The organism is Hydrogenophaga sp. (assembly GCF_019635465.1).
Taxonomy (GTDB): Bacteria; Pseudomonadota; Gammaproteobacteria; order Burkholderiales; family Burkholderiaceae_C; genus Hydrogenophaga.
The window spans coordinates 68,065-83,404 of sequence record NZ_JAHBZK010000020.1 but is presented as its reverse complement, the minus strand read 5'-3'; the positions used below and the strand labels follow the sequence as shown (position 1 = coordinate 83,404).

The following is a 15,340-nucleotide window of genomic DNA, read 5'->3' as shown; positions in this document are numbered from 1 at the left end:
CTCAGGGGGTGGGTGGCGCAGCGACCGTCGCGGACGCACGGGACAAGGGCAGATCGATCATGAACACGGCCCCGAGGCCAGGCTCGGAGTGCACGCTGATGCGGCCGTGCGCGGCCTCGACAACGTTTTTGCAGAACGTCAGGCCCAGTCCGTTGCCGGCACCTGCCTGGGTGGAATAGAAGGGTTCGAAGATGCGGCTCTGCAGCTCGTGGGAAATACCGATGCCATCGTCGGACACGGCAATGCGCCCTTTGCCGTGGTGGATGCCGACGTCCACCCGCAGGTCGCCTGGCTGCGGCGCATGGCTGGCAGAGGCCAATGCATGCAAGGCGTTCTTGAGCAGGTTGACGATGACCTGGGCGAACATGGCGCGCGAGCCCAGAAACACGAAGTCCTGCTGTATCTGAACGCGCACACAGTCGCGCTCTCTTGAGCTGCGGTAGGGAAAGTTGGAGACCACTTCGTGCACCAGGTCGGCGGCCTGGATCGGCATGTTCTCTCTGGGCAGGCGCAGCAGCTGGGCGTTGGAGATCTGCGTGTCGATCTGTCGGTTCATGCTGCGCACCAGGTTCTGCAAGCGGGTGGCGAGTTCCTCGAACTTCTTGCGCTTGCTGTCACTGACGTCGTTTTGCGACAGGTTGCGCAGCACGTCACCCATCAGGTTGACGGTGGCCAATGGCGTGCGCAGTTCATGGGCCATGACGCCCATGGTGGACAAGGTGTTGATCAGGCGGGCGCGCCGCAGGTTGGCGCTGGACAGGCCCAGCATCAGGCCCATCGACCACGCAAAGCCGATCACCACCACATTGGCCATGGGTTGATCGGCCAGGTCAGGCGGCGCGCCCAGCAAGTGCGCGCTGGCGCCGCCCGCCAGGCCCCCGGAAATGAGCCCCAGCGTGGCCAGGCGCCAGTCGGTGGCGTGGTAGTAGATGAGCACCATGGCCACGACGCTGCCCAGCCAGACCGGGTTGCCACCGTTCATGCAGTACATCCAGCTGAAGAACCAGGGCAACTGAATCCAGGTGGCCAGGGTGAACAAACGACCGCTGGGTGCAGACGTCGGGTCGGCCCGCAGGCTGGGCATCAGATAGATCAGCGCAGTGAACGCCATGAAGAGGCGGGCCAGCAGGTTTTCGTAGGGCTGCGGCAGCGCTTTCGACCAAATCATGAAAAAAAGCATATGGCCGCCGAAGGTGAAGATGCCAATCCACCACAGGCGGCGCGACGATGGGTGCAGAATGGGCTCCATCGGCGTATCGACGACTTCGTCGCGCCACCATTGGCGCCAACGCGCCATCGTGTTCTTCAACTGCAACCGGTCCAGCCGCAACATGGTCTCCAGTGATGCCGCATGCCCTGCCATTGAGTCTTTGGCACTATCGGCTGCGCGCATTCTGCGCCCAGTGTCGGTGATAAGTGCATGACCCTCCCTGTCAACTTTGACAGTGTCAGCGTGGACAGCATCCTCGCGGACTGGTTGTGCGCGCTCAAGGAACAGGGCGTGGATGCCTTGGTGGTGCTGGGTCCCGACCCGCTCGGGCCGCGCGACAAGCGCGATGTGCTGGCCGCCCACCCGCCCAAGGTGCTGGGTGCGGCAGAGGCCTTGGCCGAGAGCCGCGATTTCGGGTCGAGCTGGCGCGAGAGCGACGCCCCCCTGGTGGCCTGGCAGGACATCGCCAAGTCGGCATCGGAGCAGACCAGTCGCTGGCGCCGACTGTTTCTGGCTTATGGGCACCAAAGCCTGGTGCGCGTGTCCTTTCCACTGCCGGCCGGCCGCGCGTTCGAATGTTTCATGTTCAGTCCGCGTGCCTTCGGCGGTCGGTCCGAAGCCGCGACCCTGGCCTGGTCGGCCTTCAATATCTGGCCCATGCTCAAGCGTGCGCTGGCCGAGCAGCGCGTGGCGCTCAGCCCGCGCGAGCTGGAGTGTCTCAACCTGGCCTTCGAGGGCCTGACCGCACGCGAGACGGCGCAGCGCATGGAAGTGTCCGAGCGCACGGTCAACTACCACCTGGCCAACGCCATGGCCAAGCTGCAGACCGACAACAAGCTGGCGGCCGTGCAACGGGCCTGCTGGCTGGGCCTGATCTGAAGGGCTGCCCCAGCCGACACGGCTTGGTCATAATCGCGCCCCATGGCTTTTCTCGCCCTGGATGTCGGCAACACGCGTTTGAAGTGGGCCCTGTACGACGAACCCCGCGTCGGTGCCCGGCTCATCACGCACGGGGCCCAGTTCCTGGAAAACATCGAGACACTGGAGGACGGCGACTGGAGCCGCTTGCCGTCGCCGCGCTGGGTGCTCGGCTGCGTGGTGGCCGGTGATGCGGTCAAGCGCCGGGTGGAAGAGCAGTTGGAAATGTGGGACGTGACACCCCAGTGGGTGGTGTCCGGCAATGCCGAGGCGGGTCTGACCAATGGCTACGATCACCCGGCCCGGCTGGGCTCGGACCGCTGGGTGGCCATGATCGGTGCGCGTCAGCGCCTTCTGGCCCGCGGGCGCGCGCGGCCCTGCGTGGTGGTCATGGTCGGTACGGCCGTCACCGTCGAGGCGGTGGACACGCAAGGCAAGTTCCTGGGCGGGATCATCCTGCCGGGTCACGGCATCATGCTGCGTGCGCTGGAGTCTGGCACCGCCGGCCTGCACGTGCCGACCGGCGAGGTGCGCGACTTCCCCACCAACACCAGCGACGCCCTCACCAGTGGCGGCACATTTGCCATTGCGGGCGCGGTGCAACGCATGGTCGAGAACCTGACGAAGCACTGTGGCGAGCCGCCAGTGGTCTTCATGACTGGTGGTGCCGGCTGGAAGATGGCCCCTTCGATGTCGACCGAGGTCGAACTGGTCGAGAGCCTGATCTTCGATGGCTTGCTGCACATCGCCAATCGCCGCCTGAACCTCAGCGCCGCCGAACGCTGAGCATCGCCATGCGATCGGCCAGGCCTGCGTGCCTGCCTATTCGAGCCCCCAGGGCAGCATCAGCGTCAGCGCCAGCAACTGGTTGAAGGTGGGCGTGAAGCCGTCGATGATGGCTTGCGGATCCGGGCACAGAGCGGTGTCGGCGATCACACCGAACTGAACGCCGCCACCGTAGCTCAGCACCGACACGCCCAGCCCCACCGTGCCTGTCTGCGGCACCCAGAACATGGTCTGCTCCAGCGTGCTGCCGCAAACCTGCAGTTTCTTCGCCGGCCCCGGCACGTTGGTCATGACGGCGGTGGTCTTGCGCCCAAACAAGTTGAGCAGCGCGTCCTGCGCCGGCTTGATCAACAGACCGGCCACACTCAACAGACCAAAGGTCAGCAAGGGTTGCAGGCTGCCTTTGAGGCTGTTCATGCGCGCGCGAACGGCGTACAGGCGCTCGATCGGGTTGGTGATGCCGATGGGCAGCAGCAGTGGCACCAGGCCGAAGCGGTTGCCCAGTTTCCAGGCTTCTTCCATGGGACGCAGGTTGATGGGCACCATGGCCCGGATCTCCTGGCCGTCGGTGTCATCGCCGCGTGCGCGCAGGTAGTTGCCGAGGGCGCCAGCCACGCACGCCAGCAGCACGTCGTTGACCGATGCATTGAAGGCCTTGCCGATGGCCTTGACGGCGTCAAGTGGGATGGGCTCGCACCAGGCCACGGCCTTTGCCCCGCCGGGTGTGCCCTTCAGCCGGGTGCGTGCGTCGTCGGGCATCAGGGCCAGCGTGGCGAGGTCGGTGGCCAGTTGCGTGCCGACCCGGGCGACATCCATGGCCTGGTCCAGGGTGCCGCCCAGGGTCTGCTGGGGGTGGGCCATCATCGACAGAGATTTGGCGGCACCGCCACCGGCCAGATCCAGTGCGCGCGCCGTGATGTCGCCGAAAGGGCGAACCAGCGTGTCGGCCAGCCAGTCTTCGGCCCCATCCAGGCCACTGCGCGCGGCCTTGCCTTGTCTGGATGGTGCCGGCAGGGCGCCGCCGTCGACCAGGCTCATCATCACGCCGATGAGTGCGATGCCATCGGCGATGCAGTGGTGAATGCGGGCGATCAGCGCGGAGCCGCCGTCGTAGTGCTCGATCAATTCGAAGCGCCACAGGGGATGAGCGTGGTCCAGCGGCTCGATGGCCAGCGCCGCCACGCGCGCTTGCAGGGCCGCGCGTTCGCTCTGACCCTTGGTGCGTTTGAGGCGGTGGGTGACCAGATGGCGGTTCAGATCGAAGTCGGGGTCGTCCACCCAGGCCGCACCCGCGGCGTCTTCGCGTGCCATCTGCCTGAAGCGCCTGTAGGGCAACAAACGCTCGCGCACCCGCTCGGCGAGCGCAGCGCGCGAGATGGCCGGTTTGAGCACCCACACGCCCACGATCATCATCAGGTTGGTGGGTGTGTCCATGCGCAGCCAGGCCGTGTCGACCTTGCTCATGCGCTCGCCTTCCAGGCCGATCGCGCTGCTCAACGCCTGGGTGACGGCGGCGAGACGGTGGTCCATGCTGACTCCTCGGGTGGGTTCTCTATTCTGTGTGCGTCGGCCTTCGTAAGATACCGGGACAAACCGCCATCCCATCCAGCGCACACCCTCAGGAGACCCTATGTCCGATCTCAAGGCCCGATTCGACGCCGCCGTTGCCAATTCCAAGAAGCTCGCCGAGCGCCCCGACAACACCACGCTGCTGAAAATCTATGGCCTCTACAAGCAGGCCACCGCCGGCGACAACACCGAGAAAAAGCCCGGCTTCGGTGACATGGTCGGCCGTGCCAAATGGGACGCCTGGAACGGCTTCAAGGGCGCATCGTCGGACGACGCCATGCAGCAGTACATCGACCTGATCGACAGCCTGAGCTGAGCCTTCCCGCCCCTCTTGGGCGCAAAGCCACCTGTGTTTTCAGGTGGCTTTCTTTTTGGCAGCAGCCTTCTTGGCCGTGGGCTTTTTGCTGCTGAGCAGCACGTCAAGGTTCTTGACGATCTCGGCCTCGATGCGGTCTTTGAAGGCGCCCAACAGGAAGCCAAGCCTGGCATCGAGCACGAAGCGCTCGCCGTCCACCTTGAGGCAGCCGCTGACACCCGACCGGTTGAACTGCACCTCGTCGGCCTTGGTGCCTTCTTCGTAGGTGCAGCTCATGTCGAACTCTTCTTCGGCCTGTTCGGCCCAGCGCCAGGCGATCTTGCGGGCCGCGGCCAGGCCCAGGCTGTGATCGCGCTCGATGTGGATGTCTGCCATGGCGGGTTCCTGTTATCGGGGGGCGGGTGTCAGTGCCTGCAGAGCGGCCAGCCTTTCGGCGGCGGGGCGTTCGGCCAGCGCACGCACCGCATCATAGAAGCGGGCGAAGTCGTGGCCTTGCGCGGCAAACAAGGCCTCGAAGGCCGGCACGTACTGGTCGTAGGCGCCCTGCGAGCCCAGCAACGCATTGTTCACGCGCGCCACCCAGGGGTCGTACGCCGCATAGCCGCCCCAGAACGCCTTGAGCTGCGCGTAGTCGTGCCGGAACCCGGCCATGGCCGCGTGCTTGCGCTCGGTCTTGGTCGCGTCGTTGAGGGCCGGGTCGTCGTATATGGCCTGGAGCCGCGAGCGCAGCTGGCCGCTGAGCCGGCGAAACGACTGGCGTCGCTGGTCGAAGGCAAGGTACTCGGCGCGGGCCGCGGGCGTTGAGGCCTCGGCCAGCCAGCGCTGCACGCCCAGGCGTTCCACCGCAGTGGCGAACGACTCGTTGAAGGCGGTGTCGCCCTTGACGTACAGCACCTGGTGCGCCAGTTCGTGAAACACCAGGCGCGCCAGCTCACCCTCCGGGTACTGGATGAAGGTGTTGAGCAGTGGGTCGCCGCCGGCCCAGTTCATCCAGCCCAGCGTGGAATAGGCGGGCACCGGGTAGACCGCGACCTCGAGCTGAGGGTCGAGGCTGCGTGCGAAGGTCTGTGCGTCGCCTTCGTGGTAGTAGCCCCGGTAGCCCACGCAACCGGCCACGGGAAAGCACCAGGTCTGCAGCTTGAGTGAGAGGGCCGGTGCCGCCACCACGTTGTAGACCGCGGCGCGCCGCCCCAGGTCGGCGTAGCGGTGGTAGCTGGCGTTGTCGGGCAAGTCCAGGGCAGTCACGGCGAACGCACGCATGCGCTTGGCCAGGGCCAGGCGCTGACGCAGCGCATCGGGGGTGTGGGGATCGTCCAGCCAGTCGTCGATCGGACGGGCGCGCCACATCAGCTCGGCATGGCCGGTGAGCGATTGCCAGTAGTAGCCCGCCCCCTGGGTGCGGGCGCAGCCCGCGGTGGTCAGCACCAACCCCAGGGCAAGTGCCAGGGTCAGAGCCAAAGGGCGCCTCAACCGGTGGCCTCCGCCGCTGCGACCTGCACGTGGCAGTCGTAGAAGGTGGGCGCACGGCCGAGGTCGGTCAGGCGCTGGCTGGTCACCTCGTTGACATTGGTGCCTGCGGGCCCGAGCTTGCGCCACCAGATGCCCAGACCATTGACCACACCCGGTCGCGCACGGGTGGAGATGTCGACCACGCAGCGGTACTCACCCCGGTCGTTGAACACCCGCACCATCTGGCCCGACCGCAGGCCGCGCGGGGCGGCATCGTCGGCGTGCATCTCCAGCACCGGCTGGCCTTCGATGTCGCGCAGGCTCTGCACATTGACGAAGCTGCTGTTGAGGAAGTTGCGCGCGGGTGGCGAGATCATGGCCAGCGGGTAGGCCGGGTGGGTGGCCGCAGGTTCCGCGTTCGGCAGGTAGTCGGGGAGCGGGTCCAGGCCCTGGGCCGCCAGGCGCGCACTGTGGAACTCGCAACGGCCCGATGGCGTAGGAAATCCGCCGTCGGCAAATGGCGCCTCGGGCACCGGCAGGGTGACCCAGCCCGTGTCGAGCAATTGCTGGAAGTCGATGGTGTCGCCAAACGCCGTGCGGCACAGCGTCAGGTCGTCTTCAGCGAAGCACGGGTCGTCAAAGCCCATGCGCCTGGCCAGTTGGCGAAAGATCTCGGTGTTGGTGCGCGATTGCCCAAGTGGTGCGATCGCCGGGCGGTTGAGCAACACGTCGGTGTGGCCGTAGCTGGCGTGCACATCCCAGTGCTCGAGCTGGGTGGTGGCCGGCAGCACGATGTCGGCGTGGTCGGCGGTGTCGGTGAGGAAGTGCTCCAGCACCACTGTGAACAGATCCTCGCGGGCGAAGCCACGCACCACCTTGCCGGATTCGGGCGCCACCGCGACCGGGTTGCTGTTGTAGACCACCACGGCCTCGATGCGTGGCCCGAAGGTGGGCGATGCATCGCTCAGCAGGGCGTCGCCGATGGTGCTCATGTTGATCGTGCGCGGTGTCTTGCCGGCCAGCAGATCGGGTCGGTGCAGGGCTTGCTTCTGCACCGGGAACTGGCCCGACGAAGACAGCAGCAGCCCACCCGCCCGATGCCGCCACGCCCCCACCAGTGCCGGCAGGCAGGCGATGGCGCGCGCGGCGTTGCCGCCGCCGCGCACCCGCTGCATGCCGTAGTTCAGCCGGATCGCGGCGGGGCGGGTCGTGCCGTAGGCCTGTGCGAGGTCGCGAATCTGCTGCACCGGCACATCGCACACGGCGGCGGCTCGCTCGGGTGGCCACTTCAGCGCGCGCTCACGCAGCGCATCCCAGCCCAGGGTGTGGCGGGCGATGTAGTCGTGGTCCAGCCAGTCGTTCACGACGAGTTCGTGCATCAGCGCCAGCGCCAGCGCGGCGTCGGTGCCGGGTCTGAGCGCGATATGTTCGTGGCACTTGTCGGCGGTTTCTGTGCGGCGCGGGTCGATGCACACCAGCCGCGCGCCGTCGCGCTTGGCCTGCTGGGCGAGTTTCCAGAAGTGCAGGTTGCTGCCGATGCTGTTGCTGCCCCAGATCACGATCAGTCGGGCCTCGGCGAAATGCTCCACCTTCATGCCCATCTTGCCGCCCAGGGTCTGCATCAGGGCCTCGCCGCCTGCCGACGCGCAGATGGTGCGATCGAGCAGTGAGGCGCCCAAGCGGTGGAAGAAGCGTGCGGCCATGCCTTCGCCCTGCACCTGCCCCATGGTGCCCGCGTAGCTGTAGGGCACGATGGCCTCGGGGTCCCTCTCGGCAATGGCGCCGAGACGACGAGCGATCTCTTCGAGCGCCGCTTCCCAGGAGATGCGCTCGAATTGCCCGCTGCCCTTGGGGCCGGTGCGGCGCAGCGGGTGCAGCACCCGCTCGGGGTGGTGGGTGCGCTCGGCGTAGCGGGACACCTTGGTGCACAGCACACCGCCGGTGTGCCGGTGGTCCGGGTTGCCTTGCACCCGCACCGCGCGGCCGTTGTCCACGGTGGTGAGCAAGGCGCAGGTGTCGGGGCAGTCGTGCGGGCAGGCGCCGCGCACGATGACGGAATCTTGATTCATGGCGGGGGATGTTGCGTCGGCATCATAGGTCGGCGCGCCCAGGGCGCGGCCGGCACCGTTCGGCGGGTATGTCACCTGAACATATGAAGCGCTGGTTATACCCCTCGGGTGTACCAGCCCGTGGAGGTGACATCGATGAAAAGACGAGACCTGATGGCGGCGGCGGTGGCCGCGCCCGCGCTTTCCCTGGTAGCCACCGGCGCGCGCGCCCAAGTGGCCGGTTTGACCGACACCACCCTGGTGCTGGGTCAGTCGGCGCCCTTCAGCGGCGCGGCCGAGCAACTGGGTTTGCAGTTTCACTTGGGCGCTCAGCTGTTTTTCGAGCAGGTGAACAACAAGGGTGGCATCAACGGCCGGCGCATCGAGCTGCGACGCCTGGACGATGGCTACGAACCCGACCGGTGTGTGGCCAACACCAAGCAGTTCATCAGCGAAGGCGTGTTTGCCCTGTTCGGCTACATCGGCACCCCCACCAGTGTGGTGGCGCTGCCGCTGGCCACCCAGGCCAAAGTGCCCTTCGTGGCCCCGTTCACCGGCGCCGAGTCGCTGCGCGACCCGTTCAACCGCTATGCCATCCACGTGCGCGCGTCCTACTTTGACGAGACGGCGGCCATCGTGCGCCAGCTCACGCTGGTGGGCATCAAGCGGATCTCGGTCTTCTATCAGAACGACGCGTACGGCAAGGCCGGCCTGGAAGGCGTGACGCGCGCGCTCAAGGCCGCCAACCTGGCGCCGGCCTCCACCGGCACCGTCGAGCGCAACACGGTGGACGTGGCCGAGGCCATCAAGTCCATCATGGCCGGCAACCCCGAGGCCATCGTGCAGATCAGCGCCTACAAGTCCTGTGCGGCTTTCATCCGTGCGTCGCGCAAGGCGGGCTACGCGGGCAACCTCTACAACGTGTCTTTCGTGGGCACGCAGGCCTTGCTCGACGAGCTGGGCAAGGACGCACGCGGCGTGGCGGTGAGCCAGGTCATGCCGTTCCCCTACAGCCCGGTGACGGCCTTGTCGGGCGAGTACCTGGCGGCGGTGCGTGCCAAGCAGGGGCGTGCACCCAATTACTCCGGCATTGAAGGCTTCGTGGCCGCCAAGGTGTTTTGCGAAGCGCTCACGCGCGCCGGGCGTGGGGTGTCGCGTGAGTCCTTCATCACGGCGCTGGAGACCCTGCGCAATGTGGACCTGGGGGGCTTCCCGATCGACTTCGGCCCCAACGACCACACCGGCTCCAAGTTCGTCGAGCTGACGCTGCTGACCGAAGACGGGCGCATCCGCCGCTGAAGCCGCACCGCTGCCCCCCGTTGACTGTCGCTGGTCGCGACAATGAGGTTGTTCGTCTTACAAATGGGGCGAGCCCACCAGCAAATGCGTACTCTTGGGTGCTGTCTGAATGGCGTCGCCCAACCATGAACATCCCCAAAGTCTTTGCCGCGCTGAGCCTGGTCGTCCCTTTGTTGGCGGCGGCCGCCGAGATCACCTGGGACGAGCTGATTGACGTCAGCGACGCAGCGCTTCGGGAGGCGCAACGCGTGCTCATCGAAGAGCACCAGGCCGGCCGATACGAGCGCTTCGACATCACCGGGCGCAACAGCGAGATCGTGCTGTCGACGGGTGGGGAGCCAGGCCTGGTCGGCAAGGTGGTGTACGTCGGTTCGTTTTCGCTGCGCAGCAATACCTGGCTGTGGGGTTGGGCTGACAAAGGTGTGCCTCAGCATCTGAGCCAGCCCCTGTCGATCGTCCGCGAGGTGGGGCAGTCGCAAGGGTTCAAGCAGCTCACCACCAGACGGTGGCAGGGTGACACCGGTGACGCGCAGAACATGGTGGCCATCGCCCATTGGCTGCTCGACGGCAAAGGCATGTACCGGGCGCCCGATGACGAGGGTCAGCTGCTCAGGTACTGGGTGATCACCGACATCCACCCTGCCAAACCCTGACCGCCCCTGCATGGAGCCTCGCATTCACCCGCGCCGGGGCCGGTGATGTCGCCCAGGGTTGGTTTCCCTGGGCGCCAAACCGATACCATGCCCGGTTTCAAGAACCGGACACCGGACATGAAGCTCATCGATTCCATCGTCACTCAGGCCGCCGGGATCGCCGCGGTGCGCCGCGATATCCACGCCCATCCCGAGTTGTGTTTCGAGGAGGTGCGCACCGCCGACGTGGTGGCGGCCAAGCTCACCGAATGGGGTATCCCGGTGCACCGGGGCATGGGCACTACCGGGGTGGTGGGCATCGTGCACGGGCGCGACGGCGGCGCCTGCGGTCGCGCCATCGGCCTGCGTGCCGACATGGACGCCCTGCCCATGCAGGAGCACAACCACTTTGCCCACGCCAGCACCCACGCCGGCAAGATGCACGCCTGTGGCCACGACGGTCACACCGCCATGCTGCTGGCCGCGGCCCAGCACTTTGCGCAGCACCGCAATTTCGACGGCACGGTCTATCTGATCTTTCAACCGGCCGAAGAGGGCGGTGGCGGCGCGCGCGAAATGATCAAGGACGGGCTGTTCGACAAGTTCCCGATGGAAGCCGCCTTCGGCATGCACAACTGGCCCGGCCTGCCCGCCGGCAGCTTCGCGGCCAGCGTTGGTCCGGTCATGGCCTCGAGCAACGACTTCACCATCACCATCCGAGGCAAAGGCGCCCACGCAGCCATGCCGCACAACGGCATCGACCCGGTGCCGGTGGCCTGCCAGATGGTGATGGGCTTTCAGACCATCATCAGCCGCAACAAGAAGCCGGTGGACGCCGGCGTGATCTCGGTCACCATGATCCACACGGGCGAAGCCAACAACGTGGTGCCCGATCAGGCCGAACTGCGTGGCACGGTGCGCACCTTCACCTACGAAGTGCTCGATCTGATCGAAAGCCGCATGAAGGAGATCGCCGAGCACACCTGTGCCGCCTACGGCACCACCTGCGAGTTCCGCTTCAACCGCAACTACCCGCCGACGGTGAACCACCCCGACGAGACCGCCTTTGCCCGCCAGGTGCTGGCCGACATCGTGGGCGCCGAGCGCGTGCTCGAGCAGGAGCCGACCATGGGCGCCGAAGACTTTGCCTACATGCTGCAGGCCAAGCCCGGTTGCTACATCTTCATCGCCAACGGCGACGGCACGCACCGCGAGACCGGCCATGGTGACGGTCCCTGCATGCTGCACAACCCCAGCTACGACTTCAACGACGACCTCATCCCGCTGGGCGCGACCTACTGGGTGCGATTGGCCGAACAATGGCTGGCCCAGCCCCGTCGCGCCGGGGGTGCTGCGTGATTCCGGTCAACAACGCCTTCTCCGACACCTACGCCCAGGCCCGGGTCAAGTTCCTGGGCGCGGCCGCCAATGCTGGCATGGCGCTGCACAGCTATGAGCACCCCCTCAAAGGGCGCGAAGGTGAAACGCTGGCCATGGATGTGGCCGTCGACGGACCTGCCGACGCCGAGTCGCTGCTGATCGTCAGCAGTGCCTGCCATGGCGCCGAGGGTTTCTGCGGCTCGGGCGTACAGGTCCACGCGGCCCACGATGCCGAATGGCGCGCCAGAGCACGCGACGCTGGTGTGGCCGTTCTGTACGTACACGCCCTCAACCCGCATGGGTTCTCGTGGTTGCGCCGGGTGACCCACGAGAACGTGGACCTCAACCGCAACTTCCAGGACTTTGGCCAGCCGCTGCCGGTCAACGCTGCCTATGCCGAGCTGCATCCGCTGCTGCTGCCGCCCGAATGGCCGCCGACGGCCGAGAACGAGGCTGCCGTCAACGGCTGGATCGCGAAGCATGGCCTGACCCAGTACCAGGCCGCGGTCTCCACCGGTCAGCACCAGTTCGCCGATGGCCTCTTCTTCGGTGGCACGGCACCCACCTGGAACAACCGCACCGTGCGCCAGATGCTGCGCGACCATGGCCAGGCCGCGCGCCGCGTGGCGTGGATCGACCTGCACACCGGCCTGGGCCCCAGCGGCCTGGGCGAGCGCATCTTTGCGTGCCGCGACGACGCCGCCGCATTTCAGCGCGCGCGCGCCTGGTGGGGTGGCGATGGCGCCACGCCCATCACCAGCATCTACGACGGCTCGTCCACGTCGGCCAAGCTCACCGGCATGATGTGGGCCGCCGTGTACGACGAGTGCCCGCAGGCCGAGTACACCGGCATCGCGCTGGAGTACGGCACCGTGCCCATCACCGAAGTCATCGGTGCACTGCGCGGCGACCATTGGCTGTACCAGCACCCCGAGGCACCGGCCGAACTGCAGGCGCAGATCCGCCAGCGCCTGAAGGACGCCTTCTATACCGACACCGACGCCTGGCGCGGCCAGATCGTGAGTCAGGCGCGCCAGGCCATGTTTCAGGCCGTGGACGGGCTGGCGGGTCCGGGCTGACAGCCAGCTTCGCTGGGGTGGCGCATGGCCTACGCCGGCACCGATCAGCAGATCCGTCTGCAGCAGCGGGCAGAAGAGCTGCACACCTGGCTCTACGACACCCCGGGCTGCTGTCACCCTGGCCGCTTCTGTGGCACCGACGACCCGCAGCGGCTGGGCTGGGATGTCATCGAATCGGCGCTGCAGCGCGACCAGGTTTTTGGCTTTCGCCTGCGCCCGGCGCAAGAGCGGCAGGCCCTGGCCGAGCGCCTCGCGCAACTGGGCTGCCAGTTGCACACCTGGGATGTGTTTTATGCGACGGTGGCCGACGCTTCGGCGACCCTGCGGTCACAGCCTGCAATGCCATTGCCCGACGGCCTGACCGAGTGCGTGCTCGACGCGGGAGAGCCCGAGACCCGCGCGGTGGCCATCCAGACCTTTCTGGCGGAGCAGGGGATGGCGCCGTTCTCGTCGCGCATGCTGCAAGGTCAGCTTGGCCCGGCCGCCACGCCCTACCTGCTCGATGGCGCGGGCCGCGTGGTGGCCTGCGCACACGCTTATCTGCCGCACAACCGGTTCAGTGCCCACGAGAAGACGGCCTGGGTGGGCCTGGTGGCCGTCTCGCCCACGCAGCGAGGGCGTCGGTTGGGCGTCTACATCAACGCCCGCGCCATCCAGCTGGCGGCGCAGTTGCTGGGCGCCACAGCGGTGTACGAGCTGGTCGCGCCTGGCAACGAGCCGTCGCGGCGCATGGTCGAGGCGTGCGGTGTGCGCCATCGCCCGGAGTTGCTGTGTGGCATGGCCACGCAACAAGAGAATCGCTTCACGGTCTGAAGGGTTGATCGAGCGCCAAATGCCCGACGACCATTGGTCCTGAGCGGTCAAACAACCTGCTCTTGCAGGCTGTTTACAAACGACTGAATGGTTTGTGCGTGGACCGGCTTGTGCAGCAGGATCAGGCCGGCACCGCGCACGGCGGCCATGACATCGGGGGTGGTGTCGCCGGTGACAATCGCGATCGGCAGGTCAGGGTGGATTTCCTGACGCAGCAGCTGTGCCACCTGGAGCCCGGTTTCCGTGGCGCAGAGGTGGTAATCGATCAGTCCGGCCCGGATGGCCGTCCCATGTTCCGCCACGACGGCGGCTACCTCCTGCAGCGAGCGCCCCTGCACGGCCTGGTGTCCCCAGGCCTTGAGCAAAAATGCCGTGCTGGCAAGGATGTCTTCCTCCTGATCCACCACGAGCACCAGCAGCGACTCCTTTGTCGGTGAAGGTTGCGGTGACGCAGGCGTGACGCTGAGCGGTGCGTGTGCTGCGCCTTGAGGGATCGCCAGTGGCAGCAGGAGTTCGAAGACCGAGCCGCGCCCGAGCTGTGAGCGCCAGCGCAGCTCGCTGCCCAGCAGCTGCGCCGAGCGCTGGGCGATGGCCAGACCCAGCCCGAAACCGCGTGCCGAATTGCCGGTCTCCAGCGCGTTGCGCCCCTGGAAGAACTCTTCCGACAGTCGTACCTGGTCGTCCGGTGCGATGCCAATGCCCGTGTCCCACACCTGCAGCAATACGTGCCCGCCCCGGCGACGGGCCGCCACCAGAATGGCTCCCTCCTTGGTGTAGCGAACGGCATTGGCCAGCAAGTTGCTCAGGATTGCATGCAACACCGCCGGGTCGGTGTGCACCTGCAGCCCCGATTCACGCACCCGCACGTCCAGGCCCTTGGCGTGCGTCGCCGAGGTGATTTCATCGAGTGCCGCCAGCAGCATCGGTGCCAGCGGCTGATTTCGGAGTCTCACTTCCACCACGCCGGCGTCCAGACGCGACACATCGAGCAGGCGGCCGAGCAACTGGCTCATGGTCTGCAATGCCAGCTTCATGCGGTCGGCCACGGCCATCAGTGTCGCGGGCAGGATCTGTCCGCCGCCGGCCATGGCCTTGAGCGCTGGAACGAACAGTCCCATGGCGTGGATGGGTTGGCGCAGATCGTGGCTGGCCGTGGCAAGAAAACGTGTCTTGGCGCGGCTGGCTGCTTCGGATGCATCGCGCGCCCGAGACACCTCCGCCACCAAAGCTTCGTTTTCGAGACGCAGTCGCAGTGCCTCCACAACGGTGCGGTCGATCCTCAGCGAGAAGAGCACGGCCATGACGAGGTACACCACACCCAGTCCACCCAGCGTGATGGCGATGGGGTCGGCCGAGGCAAAGCAGCGGACCGTGAAAGGCAGCGTGCATGGCAAGGTGTAGGCCAGATGAGAGGCGAAGTAGGGCCCTTGGGACTGGGTGGCGCCCGAGACGCTGCCCATCAGGACAATCGCAATCACCGCCAGGTTGACGGTCTCCTGCGGGTGGAGAAACCACCACGCCAATGCGCCCCACCACGCACCTGCCAGGCCGGAGCTCAGCAGGAAGAGCATGGCCCATCGGTCGATCGACAGCGCGGGGTTTTCGCGCCGGAGAAAGCCTTGGGACAAGGCCAGGCGTACGAGGGTGATGCTGGTGTTCAGTGCAAACCAGACCAGTGCCTGCACCAGACTCTGGCCGACGAGGTGCAGCAGCGTCACCGCGCCGGCGCCCAGCAAGGTGGAGCCCATCGCCATGGCAGGAACGTTGCGCGCGAGCAGGCGGATCTGCTCGTGGCGCAATTGCTCGACACGGACAACCGGCGGCTGCATCTCATGAGGATA

Annotated in this window: 14 protein-coding genes; 8 read left to right on the top strand and 6 right to left on the bottom strand. The window is 66.6% G+C overall.

The annotated features are described in order from the left end of the window. Position 1: 1 nt before the first annotated feature. Complete coding sequence (locus KF871_RS16970; RefSeq protein ID WP_291145239.1) at positions 2–1,333, bottom strand: HAMP domain-containing sensor histidine kinase; 1,332 nt, start codon at positions 1,331–1,333, stop codon at positions 2–4. Positions 1,334–1,420: 87 nt separating this feature from the next. Between KF871_RS16970 and KF871_RS16965 the strand changes: the two genes are divergently transcribed. Together KF871_RS16965 and KF871_RS16960 are read left to right on the top strand one after the other, a co-directional pair. Further along, a complete protein-coding gene (locus tag KF871_RS16965; protein ID WP_291145236.1) occupies positions 1,421–2,089 on the top strand; it encodes a helix-turn-helix transcriptional regulator in 669 nt (222 codons plus the stop codon). A 42-nt stretch (positions 2,090–2,131) separates the two neighbouring features. Then, positions 2,132–2,914, top strand: coding sequence for a type III pantothenate kinase (locus KF871_RS16960; protein ID WP_291145233.1), 783 nt, complete (start codon positions 2,132–2,134; stop codon positions 2,912–2,914). Positions 2,915–2,950: 36 nt separating this feature from the next. Here KF871_RS16960 and KF871_RS16955 read toward each other — a convergent pair whose 3' ends face one another. Further along, positions 2,951–4,444, bottom strand: a complete 1,494-nt coding sequence (locus KF871_RS16955) for a wax ester/triacylglycerol synthase family O-acyltransferase (protein ID WP_291145231.1) — start codon at positions 4,442–4,444, stop codon at positions 2,951–2,953. A gap of 100 nt (positions 4,445–4,544) precedes the next feature. Between KF871_RS16955 and KF871_RS16950 the strand changes: the two genes are divergently transcribed. Beyond that, positions 4,545–4,799 (top strand): acyl-CoA-binding protein, encoded by a 255-nt coding sequence (locus KF871_RS16950; RefSeq protein WP_291145228.1) that lies wholly within the window; start codon positions 4,545–4,547, stop codon positions 4,797–4,799. 39 nt (positions 4,800–4,838) lie between these two features. Here KF871_RS16950 and KF871_RS16945 read toward each other — a convergent pair whose 3' ends face one another. Genes KF871_RS16945 through KF871_RS16935 form a run of 3 tightly spaced genes read right to left on the bottom strand, consistent with a single transcriptional unit; the run spans position 4,839 to position 8,317 of the window. Further along, positions 4,839–5,174 carry a polyhydroxyalkanoic acid system family protein gene (locus KF871_RS16945; protein WP_291145225.1) on the bottom strand — a complete coding sequence of 112 codons (336 nt, stop codon included), beginning with the start codon at positions 5,172–5,174 and terminating at the stop codon, positions 4,839–4,841. A gap of 12 nt (positions 5,175–5,186) precedes the next feature. Then, positions 5,187–6,251: an aminopeptidase gene (locus KF871_RS16940; RefSeq protein ID WP_291145263.1), complete on the bottom strand. Its 1,065-nt coding sequence runs from the start codon at positions 6,249–6,251 to the stop codon at positions 5,187–5,189. Positions 6,252–6,265: 14 nt separating this feature from the next. After that, on the bottom strand, positions 6,266–8,317 hold the full coding sequence (locus KF871_RS16935; RefSeq protein WP_291145222.1) for a molybdopterin oxidoreductase family protein: 2,052 nt from the start codon (positions 8,315–8,317) through the stop codon (positions 6,266–6,268). Positions 8,318–8,452: 135 nt separating this feature from the next. Between KF871_RS16935 and KF871_RS16930 the strand changes: the two genes are divergently transcribed. The 5 genes from KF871_RS16930 (at position 8,453) to KF871_RS16910 (ending at position 13,499) form a co-directional block, all read left to right on the top strand. Further along, a complete protein-coding gene (locus tag KF871_RS16930; protein ID WP_291145220.1) occupies positions 8,453–9,595 on the top strand; it encodes an ABC transporter substrate-binding protein in 1,143 nt (380 codons plus the stop codon). Positions 9,596–9,720: 125 nt separating this feature from the next. Continuing rightward, complete coding sequence (locus KF871_RS16925) at positions 9,721–10,248, top strand: DUF6882 domain-containing protein (protein ID WP_291145217.1); 528 nt, start codon at positions 9,721–9,723, stop codon at positions 10,246–10,248. Between the two features lie 117 nt (positions 10,249–10,365). Further along, entirely contained in the window at positions 10,366–11,586 is a 1,221-nt protein-coding gene (locus KF871_RS16920; protein ID WP_291145214.1) for a M20 aminoacylase family protein, read from the top strand. Next, entirely contained in the window at positions 11,583–12,686 is a 1,104-nt protein-coding gene (locus tag KF871_RS16915) for a M14 family metallopeptidase (RefSeq protein ID WP_291145211.1), read from the top strand. The genes KF871_RS16920 and KF871_RS16915 overlap by 4 nt, the downstream gene beginning before the upstream one ends. A gap of 24 nt (positions 12,687–12,710) precedes the next feature. Next, positions 12,711–13,499, top strand: a complete 789-nt coding sequence (locus tag KF871_RS16910; protein ID WP_291145209.1) for a GNAT family N-acetyltransferase — start codon at positions 12,711–12,713, stop codon at positions 13,497–13,499. 47 nt (positions 13,500–13,546) lie between these two features. Here KF871_RS16910 and KF871_RS16905 read toward each other — a convergent pair whose 3' ends face one another. Next, complete coding sequence (locus KF871_RS16905; protein ID WP_291145207.1) at positions 13,547–15,328, bottom strand: hybrid sensor histidine kinase/response regulator; 1,782 nt, start codon at positions 15,326–15,328, stop codon at positions 13,547–13,549. Positions 15,329–15,340: the final 12 nt, after the last annotated feature.